This window comes from Kribbella sp. NPDC056861 (assembly GCF_040687575.1).
Classification (GTDB): domain Bacteria; phylum Actinomycetota; class Actinomycetes; order Propionibacteriales; family Kribbellaceae; genus Kribbella.
In genome coordinates, this window is the sequence record NZ_JBFBNQ010000005.1 from 504,139 (window position 1) to 520,429 (window position 16,291).

Consider the following 16,291-nt stretch of genomic DNA (forward strand, 5'->3'; position numbering starts at 1 on the left):
CTCATCCTGCTACCTCCAGTTTGACACCCGCGGCAAGCGCGGGATCGGTGTCGGTGGTGGTGCCACCGTCGTGATCACTGCCGGTGTCGCTGGAGAAGCGGAAGCGCGCGGCCGAGCCGTCGTCGGGCTGGATCCGCGAGCCGATGTCCTCCAGCTCGCCGACCAGACCGCGGACCCGGGCCGGGTTGCCGAACGCGACGGTCCCGGCCGGCAGGTCGCGGGTCACCACGGACCCCGCGCCGACCAGGCAGTTCTCGCCGATCCGGACGAACGGCAGCACGGTGACGTTGACGCCGAGCTGCGCGCCGGCCCCGATCTGCGGGCCGGACATCACCTCCGCCGACTCCGCGCTGCCCGGATACAGATCGTTGGCGATCGTCACGCCGGGCGCGAGGAACGCGCCCGGCCCGATCTCGGTGTACTGCGCGACGTAGCAGTTGGTGTGGATCTTCACCCCGGCCCCGATCCGGCAGCCGTAGTCGATCACCGTGTTGCTCCACACCGACACGTCGTCGGCGATCTCGCACTGCTCGCGGACCACCACGTTGTGCCCGGTCTCGAACCGCTCGCCGATCCGCGAACCGGCGTACAGGATCGTGCCGCTGCGCAGCCGGGCGCCGTCGCCGAGCGCGAGCTCCTGGTCGGCCACCCGCGCCGCGGGGTAGCCGAGCTGGACACCCGGATCGGCGTTCACCGCCGGGTGGCCGCTCATCGCTCCAGCTCCCTCAGTACTTCGTTCAGCTCCTCGGCCACCCGGCGTGCGTCGTCCTGGGACAGGTGCGGGTACATCGGCAGTGACAACTGCCTCGCGGCGGCCGCCTCGACCACCGGCAGCGGTCCGTCGGCGTACTGCGCGTAGGGACCTATCACGTGGCAGGGAACGGGATAGTGGATACCGGTCCCGATCCCCCGCTCGGCCAGCAGCTCGCGGACCCGGTCGCGCTGGTCGACCTGGACAACAGCCAGGTGGTGCACGCCTTCGCCGTCGGCCAACTGCTCGACCAGCTTGGCCCGCTGCGGGTCGATCAGCTCGCGGTAGATCGCCATCAGCTCGCGCCGCTTGGCGTTCCAGCCGTCCAGGTGCCGCAGCTTCGCCGACAACACCACTGCCTGGACCCCGTCCAGCCGGCTGTTCATCCCCAGTACTCCGTGCGAGTGGTGACCGTCGGCGGACTGCATCCGGCCGTGGTCGCGGATGGACAGCATCAGTTCGGTCAGCTTCGGGTCCGAGGTGACCACGGCGCCGGCATCACCGAAGGCGCCGAGATTCTTGCCCGGATAGAAGCTGAAGCAGCCGACATCGCCGAAGGAACCGGCCCGGCGGCCGGCCCAGGTCGCTCCCTGGGCCTGCGCGGCGTCCTCGATCAGCAGCAGCCCGAGCTCCGCGCAGGTCTGTGAAATCGCTGTCATGTCCGGCAGCTGACCGTACAGATGGACCACCGCGACGGCCTTGGTGGCCGGCGTGACCGCGGCCTTGATGGCCTCCGACGTGATCAGCAGCGTGCCGTCGTCGACGTCGGCGAACCGCGGCGCGGCGCCGGCCAGGATGACCGCCTCGGCCGTTGCCACGAAGGTGTTCGCGGGCACGATCACCTCGTCGCCAGGACCGATGCCCAGGGCACGCATCGCGAGGTGCAGCGCGTCGGTGCCGTTGGCAACGCCGACGGCGTGGGCGGTACCGCAGTACTCGGCCCACTCCTTCTCGAAGCGGGCGACCGCCGCGCCACCGACGTACTGGCCGTTGGTCAGCAGTTCGTCCCAGCCGAGGCGGACCTCGTCGACGACGTCCGCGGTGGCTCCGGAGATGTCCAGGAAGGGCACAGGTTCGGAGGACCGAGCCGGCTGCTGCCGGTCGGTCGAGACGTCCGCGGTCACCGCAGTTCACCCACCGGGGCCGAACCGTTCTGGCGCACCGTGACGTCGTCGAGCACGACCTTCGCCCGGCCGGCGGCCCGGATCTCGTCGATCAGCACCTCACGCCCCTCGGCGGCCGACAACTGCGCGGCCTCGAGTACCTCGACCACGGCCAGCCCGTTCGCGCCGCCGGTCAGCGGCGTCATCCCGAGCAGGATGCAGTCGACGAAGTGCTCGTCCTCGACCATCAGCGGCTCGTTCATCACCAGGTGTGGTGACACCACGTCGCCGTACCGGTAGGACATCGGCGGCTGGGTCAGGTCCTCGCCGAGCTGCGGCGACTGCGAGACGCCCTTGTCGTGGACCTTGATCCGCTCCTCCGACGCCAGGTCGTTGAAGATGACCATCTTCTGGCTGCCGACCATGGTGACCCGGCGGACCTTGCACGGGTCCAGCCAGCTGACGTGCACGTTCGCCGTCACGTCCGGGTTCTTGTAGTGCAGCCGCAGGTAGCCGACGTCCTCCAGCTTGGAGTTGGCGTGGTGCGACGACCAGCACTGCACGCTGACCGGCGTCGCGCCGAGCACGTAGTTCAGGATCGAGACGTCGTGCGGCGCCAGGTCGAACAGCACGTTGCAGTCGTGCTGGTAGAGGCCCAGGTTGAGGCGCGCGGTGTCCAGGTAGTAGAGGTCACCGAGCTCCTTCTTCTGCACCATCTCGCGCAGCTGCCAGACCGCCGAGTGGAACTCGAAGGTGTGGCCGACCATCAGCACGACGTCCTGGGCCTTGGCGGCCTCGATCATGTCCCGGGCGTCCGCGGCGGTGGTCGCCAGCGGCTTCTCCACCATCACGTGCACGCCGGCCGCGATCGCCTTCAGCGCCAGCGGTTTGTGCGTGCTCGGCGGTGTCGCGATGATCACCGCGTCGAGGTGCGGCAGCGCCTCGTCCAGATCCCTGTACGCCTCCAGCGCCGGATAGTTGCGGGACAGCTGCACCGCCCGGTCCGGGTTCGGATCGATCACCGCGATCGTCGAGACCGACTCCAGCGAGTGAAGGACCCGGATGTGTTTCGATCCCCAGTAACCGCAGCCAACTACGCCGACGCGCAGACCAGTAGCTTTTGTCATTGCCGGAAAACCCCCATAGTGAGACCACCCCTGACCCTGCCAACCAGCGGTGCCTCTCAGCCCCCGCTGACCCCCTGACCGACCCCCCGGTCAGCAAATGTCGATTGAACCGACAACGAAACAATAGGCCGTCTTTCAGATCACGTACAGGCCTACGTCCGCTCGCAATTCGCGAACTCGCTGGGTAATCGGACGGGTACAGAGAATCACAGTCCGGGGCACACCCGCAAGGGCCAGTCCGTCGGCGGCACAGGTCAAATTCTCACTGTTCACCCGGACTTCGGCGGGAACTCCTTTACCTGCCGCGGCTTTTCGATCAGCCCGCCGGCAAGGGTTTCCGAGGTGTGTCGACCACGAACTATTCGACACCGAAGGGTCTCGCAGCCGATCGGGCCCTGGCAATTGTGCCGGCCATTGCGTTTCACCAGGTCATTCACCCGGAAATACCGAAGACATTTCCCCGGTGAATTACCGAGTGAATTCAGCGTTTGCGGAGAATCTCCCGGATCTTGCTGAGCGCCTCGGCGTACGCCGCCTCGCCACCGCGCCGGGTCGGCTGGTAGTAGTCCACCTTGTCGACCACGTCGGGCGCGTACTGCTGGCCGACCACACCGCGCGGATCGTTGTGAGAGTACTGATATGACGCTCCGTGGCCGATTTTCTTGGCCCCCGCGTAGTGCGCGTCGCGCAGGTGCGACGGCACCGGCCCGACCTTGCCCGCTTTGACGTCGGCGATGGCCGCGTCGATGGCCAGGATGACGGCATTGGATTTCGGGGCCAGCGCGAGCGCGACCACCGCCTGGGCCAGATTGATCCGGGCTTCGGGCATACCGATCAGTTGCACCGCTTCGGCCGCCGCGACGGCTACTCCCAGTGCGGTCGGGTCGCCCATCCCGATGTCCTCACTGGCCGAGATCACCAGCCGGCGGGCGATGAACCGTGGATCCTCACCGGCCTCGACCATCCGGGCCAGGTAGTGCATCGCGGCGTCGACGTCCGAGCCACGGATCGACTTGATCAGCGCGGAGGCGACGTCGTAGTGCTGGTCACCGGCCCGGTCGTAGCGGACGGCGGCCCGGTCGACCGCGGTCTCGAGCGTCTTCAGGTCGATCACGGCCAGTTCGGCGGCCGGATCCTTGGCCCGCGCTCCCCCGGCGGCCGCCTCGAGATAGGTCAGCGCGCGCCGGGCGTCGCCGCCGGCCATCCGCAGCAGGTGGTCCTTCGCATCGTCATCGAGCCGGTACTCGTTGTTCAGCCCGCGTTCGTCGGTGAGCGCCCGCTCGAGCAGGACGGCGATGTCGTCGTCGGTGAGCGACTCGAGGGTGAGCAGCAGCGAACGGGACAGCAGCGGTGAGATGACGGAGAAGAACGGGTTCTCGGTGGTCGCGGCGACCAGCGTGACCCACCTGTTCTCCACCCCTGGCAGCAGCGCGTCCTGCTGGGCCTTGGTGAAGCGGTGCACCTCGTCGATGAACAACACGGTCTCGACGGTGTTCCCGATCCGGGACAGATCCCGTCGAGCCCCGTCGATCACCTGCCGGACGTCCTTCACCCCGGCCGTGACCGCCGACAGCTCGACGAACTTCCGGTTGGTCGCATGCGACACCACCGCCGCGATGGTGGTCTTGCCGGTCCCTGGCGGGCCCCACAGCAGCAACGACATCGGCTGGTCGCCCTCGACCAGCCGCCGCAGCGGCGACCCGGGAGCCAGCAGATGCTGCTGACCGACCAGCTCGTCCAGACTCCGCGGCCGCATCCGCACCGCCAGTGGCGCCGAGCTGTGATCGGCATCGGCCAAACTCCCACCCCCACGGCTGGAAGCAGGTGCGCCTGGCAGATCGAACAGACCGTCACTCACCCAGCGAGCCTAGCCGCCTGCACCGACAGGGACAGCAAGCGGCCGGTGGCTCCAGACACTGGGTCTGGAGCACCGGCCGCTGTCAGAACTGATCAGTCCTTGGTGTCGGTCTTCTTGTCGTCGTCGTCGGCCTCACGGAGCTCCTCGGGGAGGTCCTCGTCGTCCAGGTCGCGAAGCTCCTCGGGGAGCTCGTCCTGGTCGAAGATCTCGGCCGGGATCTCCTCGGACTCGGCGGCGGCGGACTCCGGCTTGATCGCGTTCCGGAGCCGGCCGAGGATCCGGTCCGCTTCGGTGCCGAACGGGTTGTCGTTGACGAGGTAGGTCCAGGTCGCCGTCGGACGCGGTACGCCGGAGGCTGCCTCGTCCAGGCCGTCGGCGGTGATCTCGGCTTCCTTGAAGGTCTCGGCCGCGTCGGTCCAGGCGTCGGCGACCAAGGTGTCGAAGGAGGCGATCGCCGACTTGTTGAACTCGTCGATCGGCTTCATGTGCACGATGCCGCCGGCCAGCGAGCGCAGGTGGATGCCCTCGCGCAGATCGGCCAGGTAGGCCAGGTGGTCGGTCCACTTGCGGTCCAGGTGGTGCAGCGCGATCTTCCGCGCGGCCACCTTGACCGTCTCCTCGTCGAACTCCTCGACCAGTTCGTCGTACCGCTCCTTGGACCGCTCCGCCAGCTCCTCGGCGGCCAGGTCCTCGGTCAGCACCTTCTCCCGGGTGTCGAGCAGGATCGCCCGCTGCTGCCCGGTGAGCCGGTGGTACGACCACGTCGTACGGTGCAGCTCGGCGTTGGCGCCGTCGGCGACCCGCTGCGCGTGGTCGAGCGTCCCGATCGCCTTGCGGTCGGTCAGGCGGCCGTCCTCGTCCGGCGACGGACGCAGGCCGGAGGTGACGGAGTACCGGGTGACGAGTTCGTCCGCGAGGCTGGCGAAGAACAGCGAGCCGCCCGGGTCGCCCTGGCGACCGGCCCGGCCACGCAGCTGGTCGTCGAGCCGGCTGGAGGCGTGCAGGCCGGTGCCGATGACATAGAGCCCGCCGAGCTCGATCGCGCGGTCCTTGTCGTGCGACTCGTCCCGGCCGCCGAGCCGGATGTCGGTACCGCGGCCGGCCATCTGCGTGGACACGGTCACCGTCTCCGGCACCCCTGCCTCGGCGACGATGGCGGCTTCCTCGGCGTCGTTCTTGGCGTTCAGCACGACGTGCGGAATCTCGGCCGCCTCGAGCAGGTCGCTCAGCTGCTCGGACTCCTCGACGCTGTGCGTCCCGATCAGGATCGGCCGGCCGGTCTCGTGCACCTCGCCGATGTGCTCGACCAGCGCCTTGTTCTTCTGCGCGACGGTCAGGTACAGCCGGTCCGGCTCGTCGACGCGCACGTTCGGCGTGTTCGGCGGGACGACCGCGACCTCGACCTTGTAGAACTCCTGCAACTGCTCGCCGACGACAACCGCCGTACCGGTCATGCCGCACAGGGTCGGGTAGCTGCTGACCAGCGCCTGCACGGTGATCGAGTCGAGCACCTCACCGGAGTCGCTGACCGGGACGGCTTCCTTGGCCTCGACCGCTGCCTGCAGACCGTCGGGCCAGCGCTGCAGCTTGGCGATCCGGCCGCGGTTGTTGTTGATCAGGCTGACCTTGCCGTCGCGCACCAGGTAGTCGACGTCGCGACGCAGCAGTACTTCGGCGTGCAGCGCCACGTTGATCTGGGTCAACCGGTCGAGGTTCTCCTCCTCGTACAGGTTGATGCCGTCGAGATGCTCCTCGACCTTGTCGGTGCCCTTGTCGGTCAGCGCGACGGTCCGGCCGTCACCGTCGACCTCGTAGTCGATCCCGGCGCGCAGCGTGCGGACCAGGGCGACGACGTCGTCGTCCAGCTCCTCGGTCCGGGTCGCGCCGGCCAGCACCAGCGGCACCCGGGCCTCGTCGATGAGCACCGAGTCGGCCTCGTCGACCAGCGCCACGTCGGGCGTGACGGTGACCCGGTCGGCGACATCGTCGACCAGCCGGTCACGCAGTACGTCGAAGCCGAGCTCGCTGACCGGGGCGTAGCAGACGTCGGCCTGGTACGCCTCGCGGCGCTCTTCCGGCGTCGAGGCCTGGCCGATGTGGCTGACGGTCACGCCGAGCAGCTTGTAGACCGGGCCCATCCACTCGGAGTCGCGCTGGGCGAGGTAGTCGTTGACTGCCATCACCTGGACGCGGCGGCCGCCGATCGCATACCCGGCGGCGGCGAACGCACCGGCGAGCGTCTTGCCCTCACCGGTGGCCATCTCGACGATCCGGCCCTGCAGCAGCGCGAGGGCGCCGACGATCTGCCCGTCGAAGGCCCGCTCACCGATCGCCCGCTTGCCGGCCTCCCGGGCCAGCGCGAGGAACTCGATCTGGTCGCCCTCGTCGAGCCCCCCGGTCGTCCGCATCTCGGTGACGACTTCGGTGAGCTCCTCGTCCGTCAGGTCCTGCAGCGAGTCCTCGGCCTCGCCGACCGCGGAGGTCAGCTTCTCGTACGGGCCGAGGTCGATCGAGCCGGGGCGCTGCAACAGCCGGCGAAAGCGCGAAGTGAGTTTCATGCCCATGATCTCCGAAACGTACAACCTCCGCAGGTCGTTCCGCTCACCGGGCTGGGCGTGTCCCGTGGCCGGGTCAGGGCTTCCATTCGTACGGCGTGGTGGTGGTGACCGCGTGCAGGCCGAGTTTCTGCAGGATCGGGCGGGAGTCCTCCGACGCGTCGACCCGGAGGAACTCGTACCCGCGCGCCTTCGCCTTCTTCGCCCGGTGTACCAGGATCGCGCTGTACAGCCCCTGCCGCCGCCACTCGGGCAGCGTCCCGCCACCCCACAGGCTGGCGAAACCGGTCTCCGGGTGGAACCGGATCCAGGCCGCCGTCAGCGCCGGTCCGTCCGGGCCCTTCAGCGCCTCCTCGATCAGCGTGACCTCCAGCCGATCCGGGAACATCCTGTACTCCGCCGCGAGCCGGTCCTCGATCCGCTCCAGCCCGTTGTGCCACAGCGAGTCCATCAGGACCGCGATCCGGTGGAAGTCGGCCGGCTCCTCGACGTCGCGCAGCCGCACCTTCGACGGCAGCGCGCCAGGCCGGGCCAGGATCGCGTCCACCTCGCCGAGGATCAGCGTCTCGGAGTCCGCCCGGACGAACCCGGCCGCCAGCAACCGCTCCCCCAGGTCAGCCGGCTCGTCGTAGGCATACGTCTTCCACTCGAACTCCAGCCCGCGCTCGCGGAAGAACGCGATCTGCGCCGCGATCACCGCATCCGGGTCGTCGCCGAGCCCACGCGGCGTCTCGACGAACCCGCCGCCACCCTCGCCCTCGAAGTACGAGCGATGGACCAGCCCGTCCAGTTCCTGCTTCCAGCCCGGGATCGTGTCGGCGTCCGGCAACCGGATCCGGCGGTGGAAGACCTCCAGCAGCTCATCAGGTGTCATCGCCGTCATCTTCTCCCCCGGTCAGGTCAACCGTCACGTCCTTTTCGGCGTCATACCAGTAGAGCCCCTGGTCATAGTCACGGAAGGGATGAACGTCATGTCGAAACTCGGTTCCGTTCGCCACCCCGTCCGCGGCGCGCTCGCCGTCACGGCGATCGCCGCCCTCGCCACCGGCGCCGCGGTCGCCGTACCGGCTCAGGCCGCTCCGCTCGACGCCGAGCGATCGAACGCCTGCGCGACCGCCTGGGGATCATTGCTTAAGGCAAGCAAGGCGTGGACCGGGCCGGCGGTGAAGAACGTCCGGACCGGCCGGCACGGCTGCTTCGACCGGCTGGTGGTCGACCTGGGCGGCAAGCGGGCGACCGGCTACCGGGTCGAGTACGTGAAGGTCGCCACCGCCGACGGCTCGGGCGCGCCGATCCGCACCCGGGGTGGCGCGGTGCTGCAGATCGTCGTCAACGCGCAGGCGTACGACGCGGCCGGGCGGCCGACGTACACGATGAAGAACCGGCGTGAACTGTCGGCCGTCACCGGCTACGACACGTTCCGCCAAGTGGCCTGGGGCGGCAGCTTCGAAGGCCAGACGACTCTGGCGCTCGGCGTCCGGGCTCGGCTGCCGTTCCGGACCCACGTGCTGACCGGTCCGGGCAACACCACCCGGCTCGTCATCGACGTGGCGCACCACTGGTGAGTTGCGGGGCGCTGAACCAGCATGTTCGAATGAAGGAGTGAACCGGTTCAGCGCCCCATGACCACCACCGCCCCCAACCCGATGTCCACCCGGACAGCGGCGGGCGCCGTGTTCTTGCTCTTCGTCACCAACGGGATGCTGATCGGCGGGATCGGCGGCAGCCTGCCGGCGCTGCGGGAGCGGCTGGAGATCAGCGCGTCCGGGTTGTCGCTGTTGCTGTTCTGCCTGGCGTTCTCCGCCGTGGTGTCGATGCAGGTCGGCGGCCGGCTGGCCGACCGGATCGGCGCCCGGCCGGTCGCGCTGTTCACCCTGACCCTGCTCGCGCTCGGCGTCGGCACCCTGGCGGTCACCTCATCGTTGCCTGGGGCAATCGTCGCGATGGTGCTGGCCGGCCTCGGCAACGGCGCGATGGACGTGGCGATGAACTCGCTCGGCGTCGAGGTCGAGCAGGCCCGGCCACGGCCGATCATGAGCCGCTTCCATGCGTTCTGGAGTGTCGGCAACCTGACCGCGGCCGGCACCATCGTGCTGGTCGCCCGGCTGTTCGGGAAGACCGGCGCGGCCAATGTCGGCCCGGCGCTCGGCACCCTTTGCGTGGTCGGCCTGATCTCCATCGCCGTCTGCGTCAAGATCGTCCCGGTCGGCCGGCAGATCGAGCACACCACCGACGGCGTCCGTACCGCGATTCCGCGGCTGGCCTGGGCGCTCGGCCTGATGGCCTTCTGCTTCGGCCTCGCCGAAGGCACCGCGATCGACTGGTCCTCGGTGCACGTCACCGACGTCGCCAAGATCGACCCGTCCACCGGCGCGCTCGGCCTGGTCGCGGTCAGCGGCTTCATGGTGATCATCCGGCTGCTCGGCGACCGGGCCGTGGCCCGCATCGGCCGCCGCGCGGTGGTCCGGATCGGCGCCGTCACGGCGATCGGCGGCTACCTGTTCACCGTCCTCACCGACCCGCTTCCGCTGCTGCTGATCGGCTGGGCGCTGGTCGGCCTCGGCGTAGGCCTGGTCGCTCCCCAGGTCTACGCCGTGGCCGGCCACGTCGGCGGCGGCCGGATGCTCGCGATCGTCGTGACGTTCGGCTACGCCGCCTTCCTCGTCGGGCCGGCGATCATCGGCCAGCTCGTCGAGCACTTCGGCGTCCAGCAGGCGATGATCCTGCCGCTGGCGTTGTCCGCCTGCCTGGTCGCCGTCTCCGTCGTACTGCCCAAGGACGCCTAGATCACCCGGTTCAGCAGGTCGAAGAAGGTGTTCGCCAGCACCAGCTCGTACGGGTCGCCGAGCAGGCCGGCCAGCTCCGAGATGTCCGACGGGGTCCAGTTCCAGGCGTTGATGCCGCCGGAGATGAAGAGCGGCTTCTTGCCGTCCCACTTCGCCACCTGGACATCCAGCGCGGCCTTGTACTCCGCTGCCTTGCCGGGCGCACCCCACTGACCCACGATCGGCAGACCGCCCTGGCGGACCGTGAGCAGGTCACCGTCCCAGGTCTGCATGATCCCCTTGAGCGGTGTGTGCTTCTTGAACCCACTGGCGATCTGCTCCGACAGCAGGACCCACTTCTCGTCCTCGCGATGGCTGTAGGAATACACCACGTCCATCCCGGTCCGGCGCAGCTGCGAGCCGGTCAGCTTCAGGAACTGGGTGAACTCGGCGGGCTTCCAGGACCCCGGGTAGGTGTAGCCCGCGCCGGACGGACCGCAGACCAGCAGGTCGTTGGCCGTCGCGGTCCGCTGGAAGTGGCTGAACAGCCCCGGACCGGTCTCCAGCAGCAGCGGGCTGATGGTCCAGTTGGCCGGCGCGTCACCACGCTTCGGGTCGTCCCACAGATCGCGCATGTGCCGCTGGCAGTACTGGATGTTGTCGCCCTCGCCGAAGGTGAGCGTCAGATAGACCTTGTTCTTCGGCTTGTTGATCCGCCGGACCGGCCGGACCCGGCTAGAGATCGGCGCCGTGAACCCGGCATGCACGGTCCCGTTCATGTAGAAGTCGGCCGCGATCACCGGCGAACCACCCTGCGAGGCCAGGTCGACGCCGTCCCACTCACCGGAGACGTCGTTGGCGAACCAGCCCATGTACGGCGCGAGCGTCGGGTACTTCGCGAAGTGCTCGACCAGCAGGTCGCCGGTCTCGCCGCCCGGCGGTAGCCAGCTCACCAGGGCTTTGGTGGCCACCACGTAGTCGCGGAAGTAGGCGAACGGCTCGATCCGGGTGGGCGACGTGTCGGTCGCGGTGACGAGGTACTGGTTCCACATGGTCGCGGTGACCACGAGGGACGTCGTACCGGCTGGTGGCTCGAACTTGTAGATGAAGTAGCCGCCGCCGTCGCTGAAGCGGTTGGCGTCGCCGCCGATCGACGAGTTGACGCCGTCGAACAGGAACGGCTCCTCCTCCGGCGTACCGGGCAGGAAGTGGGCGATCTGGACGCCGTTCGCCTTGACGGTGATCTCGGCGACCGAGCCGCCCCAGCCGTCGTCGGTGAACGAGTCCTGGAACCTGACGTAGACGGCCTCCTTGCCGAGCTTGGCGGAGACGTCGAGCTCGTAGCTGCCCCGGTTCGACGAGTCGCGGATCTGCCGGGTCTCGCGAGCGATCTCCTTCCACTGCACGTTCTCGACCGCCACCACCCGGGTCGGCGGCAGGCCGGCCAGCAGCTTGTGGGTGACCCGCGGGAACAGGTTGTCGAGCTGCCACCGGTAGGTCTTCACCCGGTCGTCGTCGAACATCCCGCGCAGATCCTTGACGATCCGCAACCCGTGCGCCTTGGCCTGCTCGGCATTGGCGACCACGGCGTTCTCCAGCCCGGCCAGGGTGGTCGCGACGTTCAGCGAGTCCGGTACGGCGGGGTCGTGGATGATCGCGCCGCGGACCCGATGCCGGTACTTCGCCACCAGGTCCAGGGGGTTGCGGTACGTCGTGGTCGGCAGCCGCATGTCGGCCAGCCACTTGGCGTCCGGCGTACTCATCGTGCCGGTGTCGAAGCTGAAGTAGAGCTCGGGCCTGCTGCGGTTGACCACGCCCTGCAGGGTGGTCAGCAGCGTCTGGTCGGCGCCGTTGATCTTGCTGACATCGCCGTAGTGCAGATGTTTGGGTCGGGCGAAGGCCGGCAGCAGCCTGCCTCCGCCGGTCGGGCTTGCGCCTGGGTTCGTGCTTGCTGCACCCGCCGGGTCCGTCGCCGCGGTCGCGGGAAGCCCGGGAAGCAGCCCGAACCCTCCCGCGGTGACCGCACCGCTACCTGCCAGGAACGTCCGTCTCGAGACCATCGTGACCACTCCCCTGTCGCTGACATCGCTGTCAAATGACGGGGAGATTAGTCACCATTACGCCGCGTGTCGAGAGCTCGGACAACGTTGTCGGCAAATTGCTTGGAATCGTTTCCGTTTGCCTACCAGGCTTCGTGCAGGATCCGGGTCGCCTCGGACACCGACAGATTCGCCCTGCGCGCCGCCCGCGCGAACACCGTCGCCGCCGCCCGCGTCTCCTCGTCGTCAACCTGACTCCGCGCGGCCAGCACAAAAGTCCCGTTCCGCCCCCGCGTCTCCACCAGCCGATCGGCCTCGAGCTCCTTGTACGCCCGAGCCACCGTGTTCACCGCGAGCCCCAGATCCCCCGCCAGTTGCCGCACCGTCGGCAACCGCGTCCCCTGCGCCAGCTCCCCCCGCCGAATCAACTGCTCAACCTGCTGCTTCACCTGCTCGTACGGCGGCGACGGCGCCGCCGGATCCACCGAAATGATCATCCGATCGCCTCCTGCGAACGCCTCAGGCCCCACTTGCTCTCGCCGGTGAAGAGGATCAGGGCCCACAGGCCGGTACCGGCGACGAACATTACCCACCCCAGCGGCTCGATGAAGGCCGGGAGGCCGGCGGGCCAGTCGAACGAGAGTACGGAGGCGGAGCCGAACAGCCAGCCGGCACCGCCCAGAATGTTGCCCATGTCCCGCAACGCCTTGGCCCGCAGAGCTTCCTGCCAGCGCAGGTCCGGCTCACCGGAGGCCGGCTGGTTCAGGTGCAGGATCTGGCGCTGCAGGTGCACACCGAGTACCGCGAACGGAATCATCGCAAGCGCCGGGATCGCCAGCACCAACCCGCGGGCCTGATGATCGTCAGCGGTCACCAGGATCAGCACGCCGAGCACCAGGGCGAGTAGCGGGAAGACGAGCATCGCGTACTGCCCGACGATCTCGAAGCGGGTGAGATAGTCCGCCAACTGCCGTTGCCGCAAGGTCGCCGTCCGCGATCCGGCCGGACGTACCGCTCGAACCGCACGGGAATGCACGATGCTGATGCCCAGACCCGCACCGGCGACCGACAGCACCAGCGTCCAGCCGAGGATCGGCGAGGAGACGTCCGATCCCACCGCCCACAGGACCAGCACGCCGACCAGGCCGGCCGCGACCGATCCGGCGGCGGTGGCGACCTGTCGCTGGACCAGCCTCTCCTCGGCCGCCGCCATCAGCCGCTCGTCCTGGGGCAGGCCACCGGAATGGACCAGCCGCCACACCTCGTTCCTCGCGGTCGACCTGCGCCGCACGAACACCATGAGTCCAAGCGCCAGCATGAAGGCCAGCACAGTCAGCGAGAACTCCACTCGAACCAGCTCCCCGGTAGCTTTGTGCCAATTGTATTGATACAAATAAGCCTGGTCAAGCGGCCGGCAACCCTCCGGCGGGCTGCGGACCCTGTTAGGTATGACCATGACGTCGAGCAGGTCGGACCGCCCTCCGCCTGCGGTGCCGGAGCCGAGTGATCAAGAGGTGTGGGACGCGCTCCGCCGCTGCGAGCCGGAGGCGATCGGTACCCTCTTCAGCCGGTACGCCGGTGCCGTCCACGCCTACGCGGTGCGTCATACCGGCTCGTACTCGCTCGCCGACGATGCCGTCCAGGCGACCTTCGTGACCGCGTGGCGGCACTTCAGCAAGGGTGATCCGGGACCGTTGACCCGCGACACGGCGCGCGCCTGGTTGCTGGCGATCGCACGCAACGAGCTGCGCAACACGACTCGCGCCAGGCGGCGGCTCACCCAGTTCATCAACCGGCAGCCCGCTCCCCTGCACTCGCCCGACCACGCGGAGAGTGTCGCCGCGCGAGTTGACTCCGAGCGTCAGATCCAGACCGTCCGGGCCGCGCTCGCCCGACTCCCCGCGCACGAACGCGAAACGGTCGAGCTCGTCTACTGGGCCGAACTACCCCTCGCCGAAGCCGCCGCAGTACTGGGTGTTGCCGAAGGCACCGTCAAGGCGCGGCTCTCCCGAGCCCGCCGCCGCCTGCCCGCGCTGCTGGACCAATCCGGACCGGAGGAGGCCCGATGAACCTCACCACCCCACCACCGGTGGAGGACCTCGATCCGCAGTACGCCGAAGACCTCCGCGAAGAGCTGGTCAGGAACGCCCGCGCCACTCGCCGACAGCGTTCGGCCTGGGTGCCAGTCCTCGCGGCGGCCTGCGGCGTCGCCGTCATCGCGGGTGGCGTCGTAGCGAGCACCCGGTCAGGCGACGACACTCCTGGCCCAGCCACCCGGCCATCTGCGACTTCACCGACTCCCGTGAAGCTCCCAGACGTCCCGCCCGGACAGTCCCCGCGGATCTCCCTGGACCTCGGCCCGGCCTCGCGCACCGACTCGCTGGCAGCCGCCAAGCGATGCCTGGTCGCGAAGCGGTCCACCATCGGCGAACCGAACAGCGCCGTACCGGCCGATCTCGCCACGGCCACCTGGCACTCGGCCCGGTGGCAGCAGGCCTTGTCCCCGGCGGACACCGGGTTCGTCGAACCGAAGCGGCGATTGGTGCAGAGCTTCACCACCAAGGCCGGAGTACGGGCGCAGTGCATCGATGCGGAACTGCTGAGCTCCTTCGATCCGGCCATCGCCGGGGTTCCCTGGACCAAGAGCCTGGCTCTGAACGCGGCCGAGCCGGTCAACGGGCGGTGGATGTTCGCTCCGGTCGGCGAGGGCCGCTCGTCCGCACTCCTGGTGGCGTTCAGCTTCTCCACCACGCCCGCCGTCGCGCGACTGGAGCTGCGGATCCGCTGGAGCGGTGGCGCGTCCCCCTGGTACGGCGTGCTCGTCGATGGCGGTGAGGGGTACGTGCAGGCCGTCCAACCGGGCGCGGTCAACAACTACCGGGAGCGTGAGGTCGACTATCGGGCCTTCGATCGCAACGACCGGCAGATCTACAGCGACATCGAGTACGGATGAGCCGAAAGCCGGCCGGACCCTGGGGACCCGGCCGGCTTTCTTCCCGGCTGAGGAGGGGTCAGCCGAGACCGCTGCCTTCCTTGGTGAGCGCCTCGAACTGGGTCCGGGTCAGCTTGCTGGTGTCGCCGCTGAGCTTGGCGGACCGGACGCAGGTGATGCCGCCCGGGACCGAGCCGGTCAGCACCCGGATCGCGTTCTGGAACGAGGTGCAGCGGCGCTGGTCCTCACTGCCGTCGCCTCTCGGGTAGCCGATCGCGGCATTGACCTTGGCCATGTTCAGCTGGTCCGCGAACGGGTTGATGTTGCGGGCCTGGGTCCAGTACCAGCGAGCGATCGGCGCGCTCCACTGCAGTGAGCGGGCCAGCTCCGGGTTGCCGATCAGGTCGATCCCGAGGTACTGACCGGCCGGGCGGTAGTTGAAGTCGCCGGTCAGCTGGATGTAGCCGCGGCCGCCGTACAGGCGGGTGTCGCCGATCTCGCGGATGTTGTACTCCAGCCGCGACTCGTGCACCAGCGTCGCGAGGAAGGCGGCCTTCCGGTACGCCGTGTTGATGCCGGCGTCACGCATCGCCTGGTTCAGCGACGGGAGTCCTTGCTGGACCAGGGACGGGTTGGCGATCCGGCTGCCGAACATCGCCTGCACCTGGGCCAGGGTGATGTCGCCGGTCGGCGGGTTCGGGTTGCCGCCGCACTCGGCGACGCCGGGCAGCTTGTCCTCCGGGATCGAGACGTACGCGACGGTGACATAGCCGCCAAGAGCCGGGACGTGCGCCCACCAACGACTGGAGCCGCCGGAGACGGTGACGAGGTCGCCGTACTTCTGGCAGTCCACGTCGATCGAGGTCGGGCCGGGCAGCGTGCGGACGACCGCCGAGGACAGGTAGGCGTCGGCGCGGACGTTCACCCCGGTCCCGTAGGTCTGGAAGACGGCGGCGTGCGCCGGTACTGCGGTGACGAGGCCACCGGCGGTCAGCCCGGCAAGAGCCAGGGCTGCGGTGACGAGACGGCGGATTCTTCGCTTGAGCATGACGGACTCCCGGGGCGGGGCAGCATGGGCGGATGCCGTGACAAATTGACGGAAGCCATCACGACAGTGTCACTTTCCACCCAACCGCCGCATTGCTCAAGCTTTTGCACACA

14 protein-coding genes are annotated in these 16,291 nt (G+C 68.8%); 4 read left to right on the top strand and 10 right to left on the bottom strand.

Annotated features, from left to right (window positions below; genetic code table 11):
• Position 1: 1 nt before the first annotated feature.
• The 6 genes from AB0P21_RS26600 to AB0P21_RS26625 all read right to left on the bottom strand — a co-directional run bounded on the left by AB0P21_RS26600 (position 2) and on the right by AB0P21_RS26625 (position 8,268).
• Positions 2 to 712, bottom strand: coding sequence for an acyltransferase (locus AB0P21_RS26600; protein ID WP_363699908.1), 711 nt, complete (start codon positions 710 to 712; stop codon positions 2 to 4).
• Positions 709 to 1,875 carry a DegT/DnrJ/EryC1/StrS family aminotransferase gene (locus tag AB0P21_RS26605; protein WP_363699909.1) on the bottom strand — a complete coding sequence of 389 codons (1,167 nt, stop codon included), beginning with the start codon at positions 1,873 to 1,875 and terminating at the stop codon, positions 709 to 711. Before AB0P21_RS26605 ends, AB0P21_RS26600 begins: the two co-directional genes overlap by 4 nt.
• Positions 1,872 to 2,981 carry a Gfo/Idh/MocA family oxidoreductase gene (locus tag AB0P21_RS26610; protein ID WP_363699911.1) on the bottom strand — a complete coding sequence of 370 codons (1,110 nt, stop codon included), beginning with the start codon at positions 2,979 to 2,981 and terminating at the stop codon, positions 1,872 to 1,874. The genes AB0P21_RS26605 and AB0P21_RS26610 overlap by 4 nt, the downstream gene beginning before the upstream one ends.
• Positions 2,982 to 3,462: 481 nt before the next feature.
• Positions 3,463 to 4,839 carry a replication-associated recombination protein A gene (locus tag AB0P21_RS26615; RefSeq protein ID WP_363699913.1) on the bottom strand — a complete coding sequence of 459 codons (1,377 nt, stop codon included), beginning with the start codon at positions 4,837 to 4,839 and terminating at the stop codon, positions 3,463 to 3,465.
• Positions 4,840 to 4,931: 92 nt separating this feature from the next.
• Positions 4,932 to 7,397, bottom strand: a complete 2,466-nt coding sequence (gene secA2, locus AB0P21_RS26620; protein ID WP_363699914.1) for an accessory Sec system translocase SecA2 — start codon at positions 7,395 to 7,397, stop codon at positions 4,932 to 4,934.
• Positions 7,398 to 7,470: 73 nt separating this feature from the next.
• Positions 7,471 to 8,268, bottom strand: a complete 798-nt coding sequence (locus AB0P21_RS26625) for a GNAT family N-acetyltransferase (protein ID WP_363699915.1) — start codon at positions 8,266 to 8,268, stop codon at positions 7,471 to 7,473.
• Positions 8,269 to 8,365: 97 nt separating this feature from the next.
• Between AB0P21_RS26625 and AB0P21_RS26630 the strand changes: the two genes are divergently transcribed.
• Positions 8,366 to 8,959 (top strand): hypothetical protein, encoded by a 594-nt coding sequence (locus tag AB0P21_RS26630; RefSeq protein ID WP_363699916.1) that lies wholly within the window; start codon positions 8,366 to 8,368, stop codon positions 8,957 to 8,959.
• Between the two features lie 57 nt (positions 8,960 to 9,016).
• Complete coding sequence (locus AB0P21_RS26635; protein WP_363699918.1) at positions 9,017 to 10,180, top strand: MFS transporter; 1,164 nt, start codon at positions 9,017 to 9,019, stop codon at positions 10,178 to 10,180.
• Here AB0P21_RS26635 and AB0P21_RS26640 read toward each other — a convergent pair.
• The 3 genes from AB0P21_RS26640 to AB0P21_RS26650 form a co-directional block, all read right to left on the bottom strand.
• A complete protein-coding gene (locus AB0P21_RS26640) occupies positions 10,177 to 12,219 on the bottom strand; it encodes a GxGYxYP domain-containing protein (protein WP_363699919.1) in 2,043 nt (680 codons plus the stop codon). The genes AB0P21_RS26635 and AB0P21_RS26640 overlap by 4 nt on opposite strands.
• Positions 12,220 to 12,341: 122 nt before the next feature.
• Positions 12,342 to 12,695 carry a GntR family transcriptional regulator gene (locus AB0P21_RS26645; protein WP_363699920.1) on the bottom strand — a complete coding sequence of 118 codons (354 nt, stop codon included), beginning with the start codon at positions 12,693 to 12,695 and terminating at the stop codon, positions 12,342 to 12,344.
• Entirely contained in the window at positions 12,692 to 13,546 is an 855-nt protein-coding gene (locus tag AB0P21_RS26650) for a hypothetical protein (protein WP_363699921.1), read from the bottom strand. The genes AB0P21_RS26645 and AB0P21_RS26650 overlap by 4 nt, the downstream gene beginning before the upstream one ends.
• 100 nt (positions 13,547 to 13,646) lie before the next feature.
• Between AB0P21_RS26650 and AB0P21_RS26655 the strand changes: the two genes are divergently transcribed.
• Both AB0P21_RS26655 and AB0P21_RS26660 read left to right on the top strand, forming a co-directional pair.
• Complete coding sequence (locus AB0P21_RS26655; RefSeq protein WP_363699922.1) at positions 13,647 to 14,267, top strand: sigma-70 family RNA polymerase sigma factor; 621 nt, start codon at positions 13,647 to 13,649, stop codon at positions 14,265 to 14,267.
• Entirely contained in the window at positions 14,264 to 15,151 is an 888-nt protein-coding gene (locus AB0P21_RS26660; RefSeq protein WP_363699923.1) for a hypothetical protein, read from the top strand. Before AB0P21_RS26655 ends, AB0P21_RS26660 begins: the two co-directional genes overlap by 4 nt.
• Positions 15,152 to 15,209: 58 nt before the next feature.
• Here the strand turns inward: AB0P21_RS26660 and AB0P21_RS26665 are convergent, their stop codons facing one another.
• Positions 15,210 to 16,178, bottom strand: coding sequence for a glycoside hydrolase family 19 protein (locus tag AB0P21_RS26665; protein ID WP_363699924.1), 969 nt, complete (start codon positions 16,176 to 16,178; stop codon positions 15,210 to 15,212).
• Positions 16,179 to 16,291: the final 113 nt, after the last annotated feature.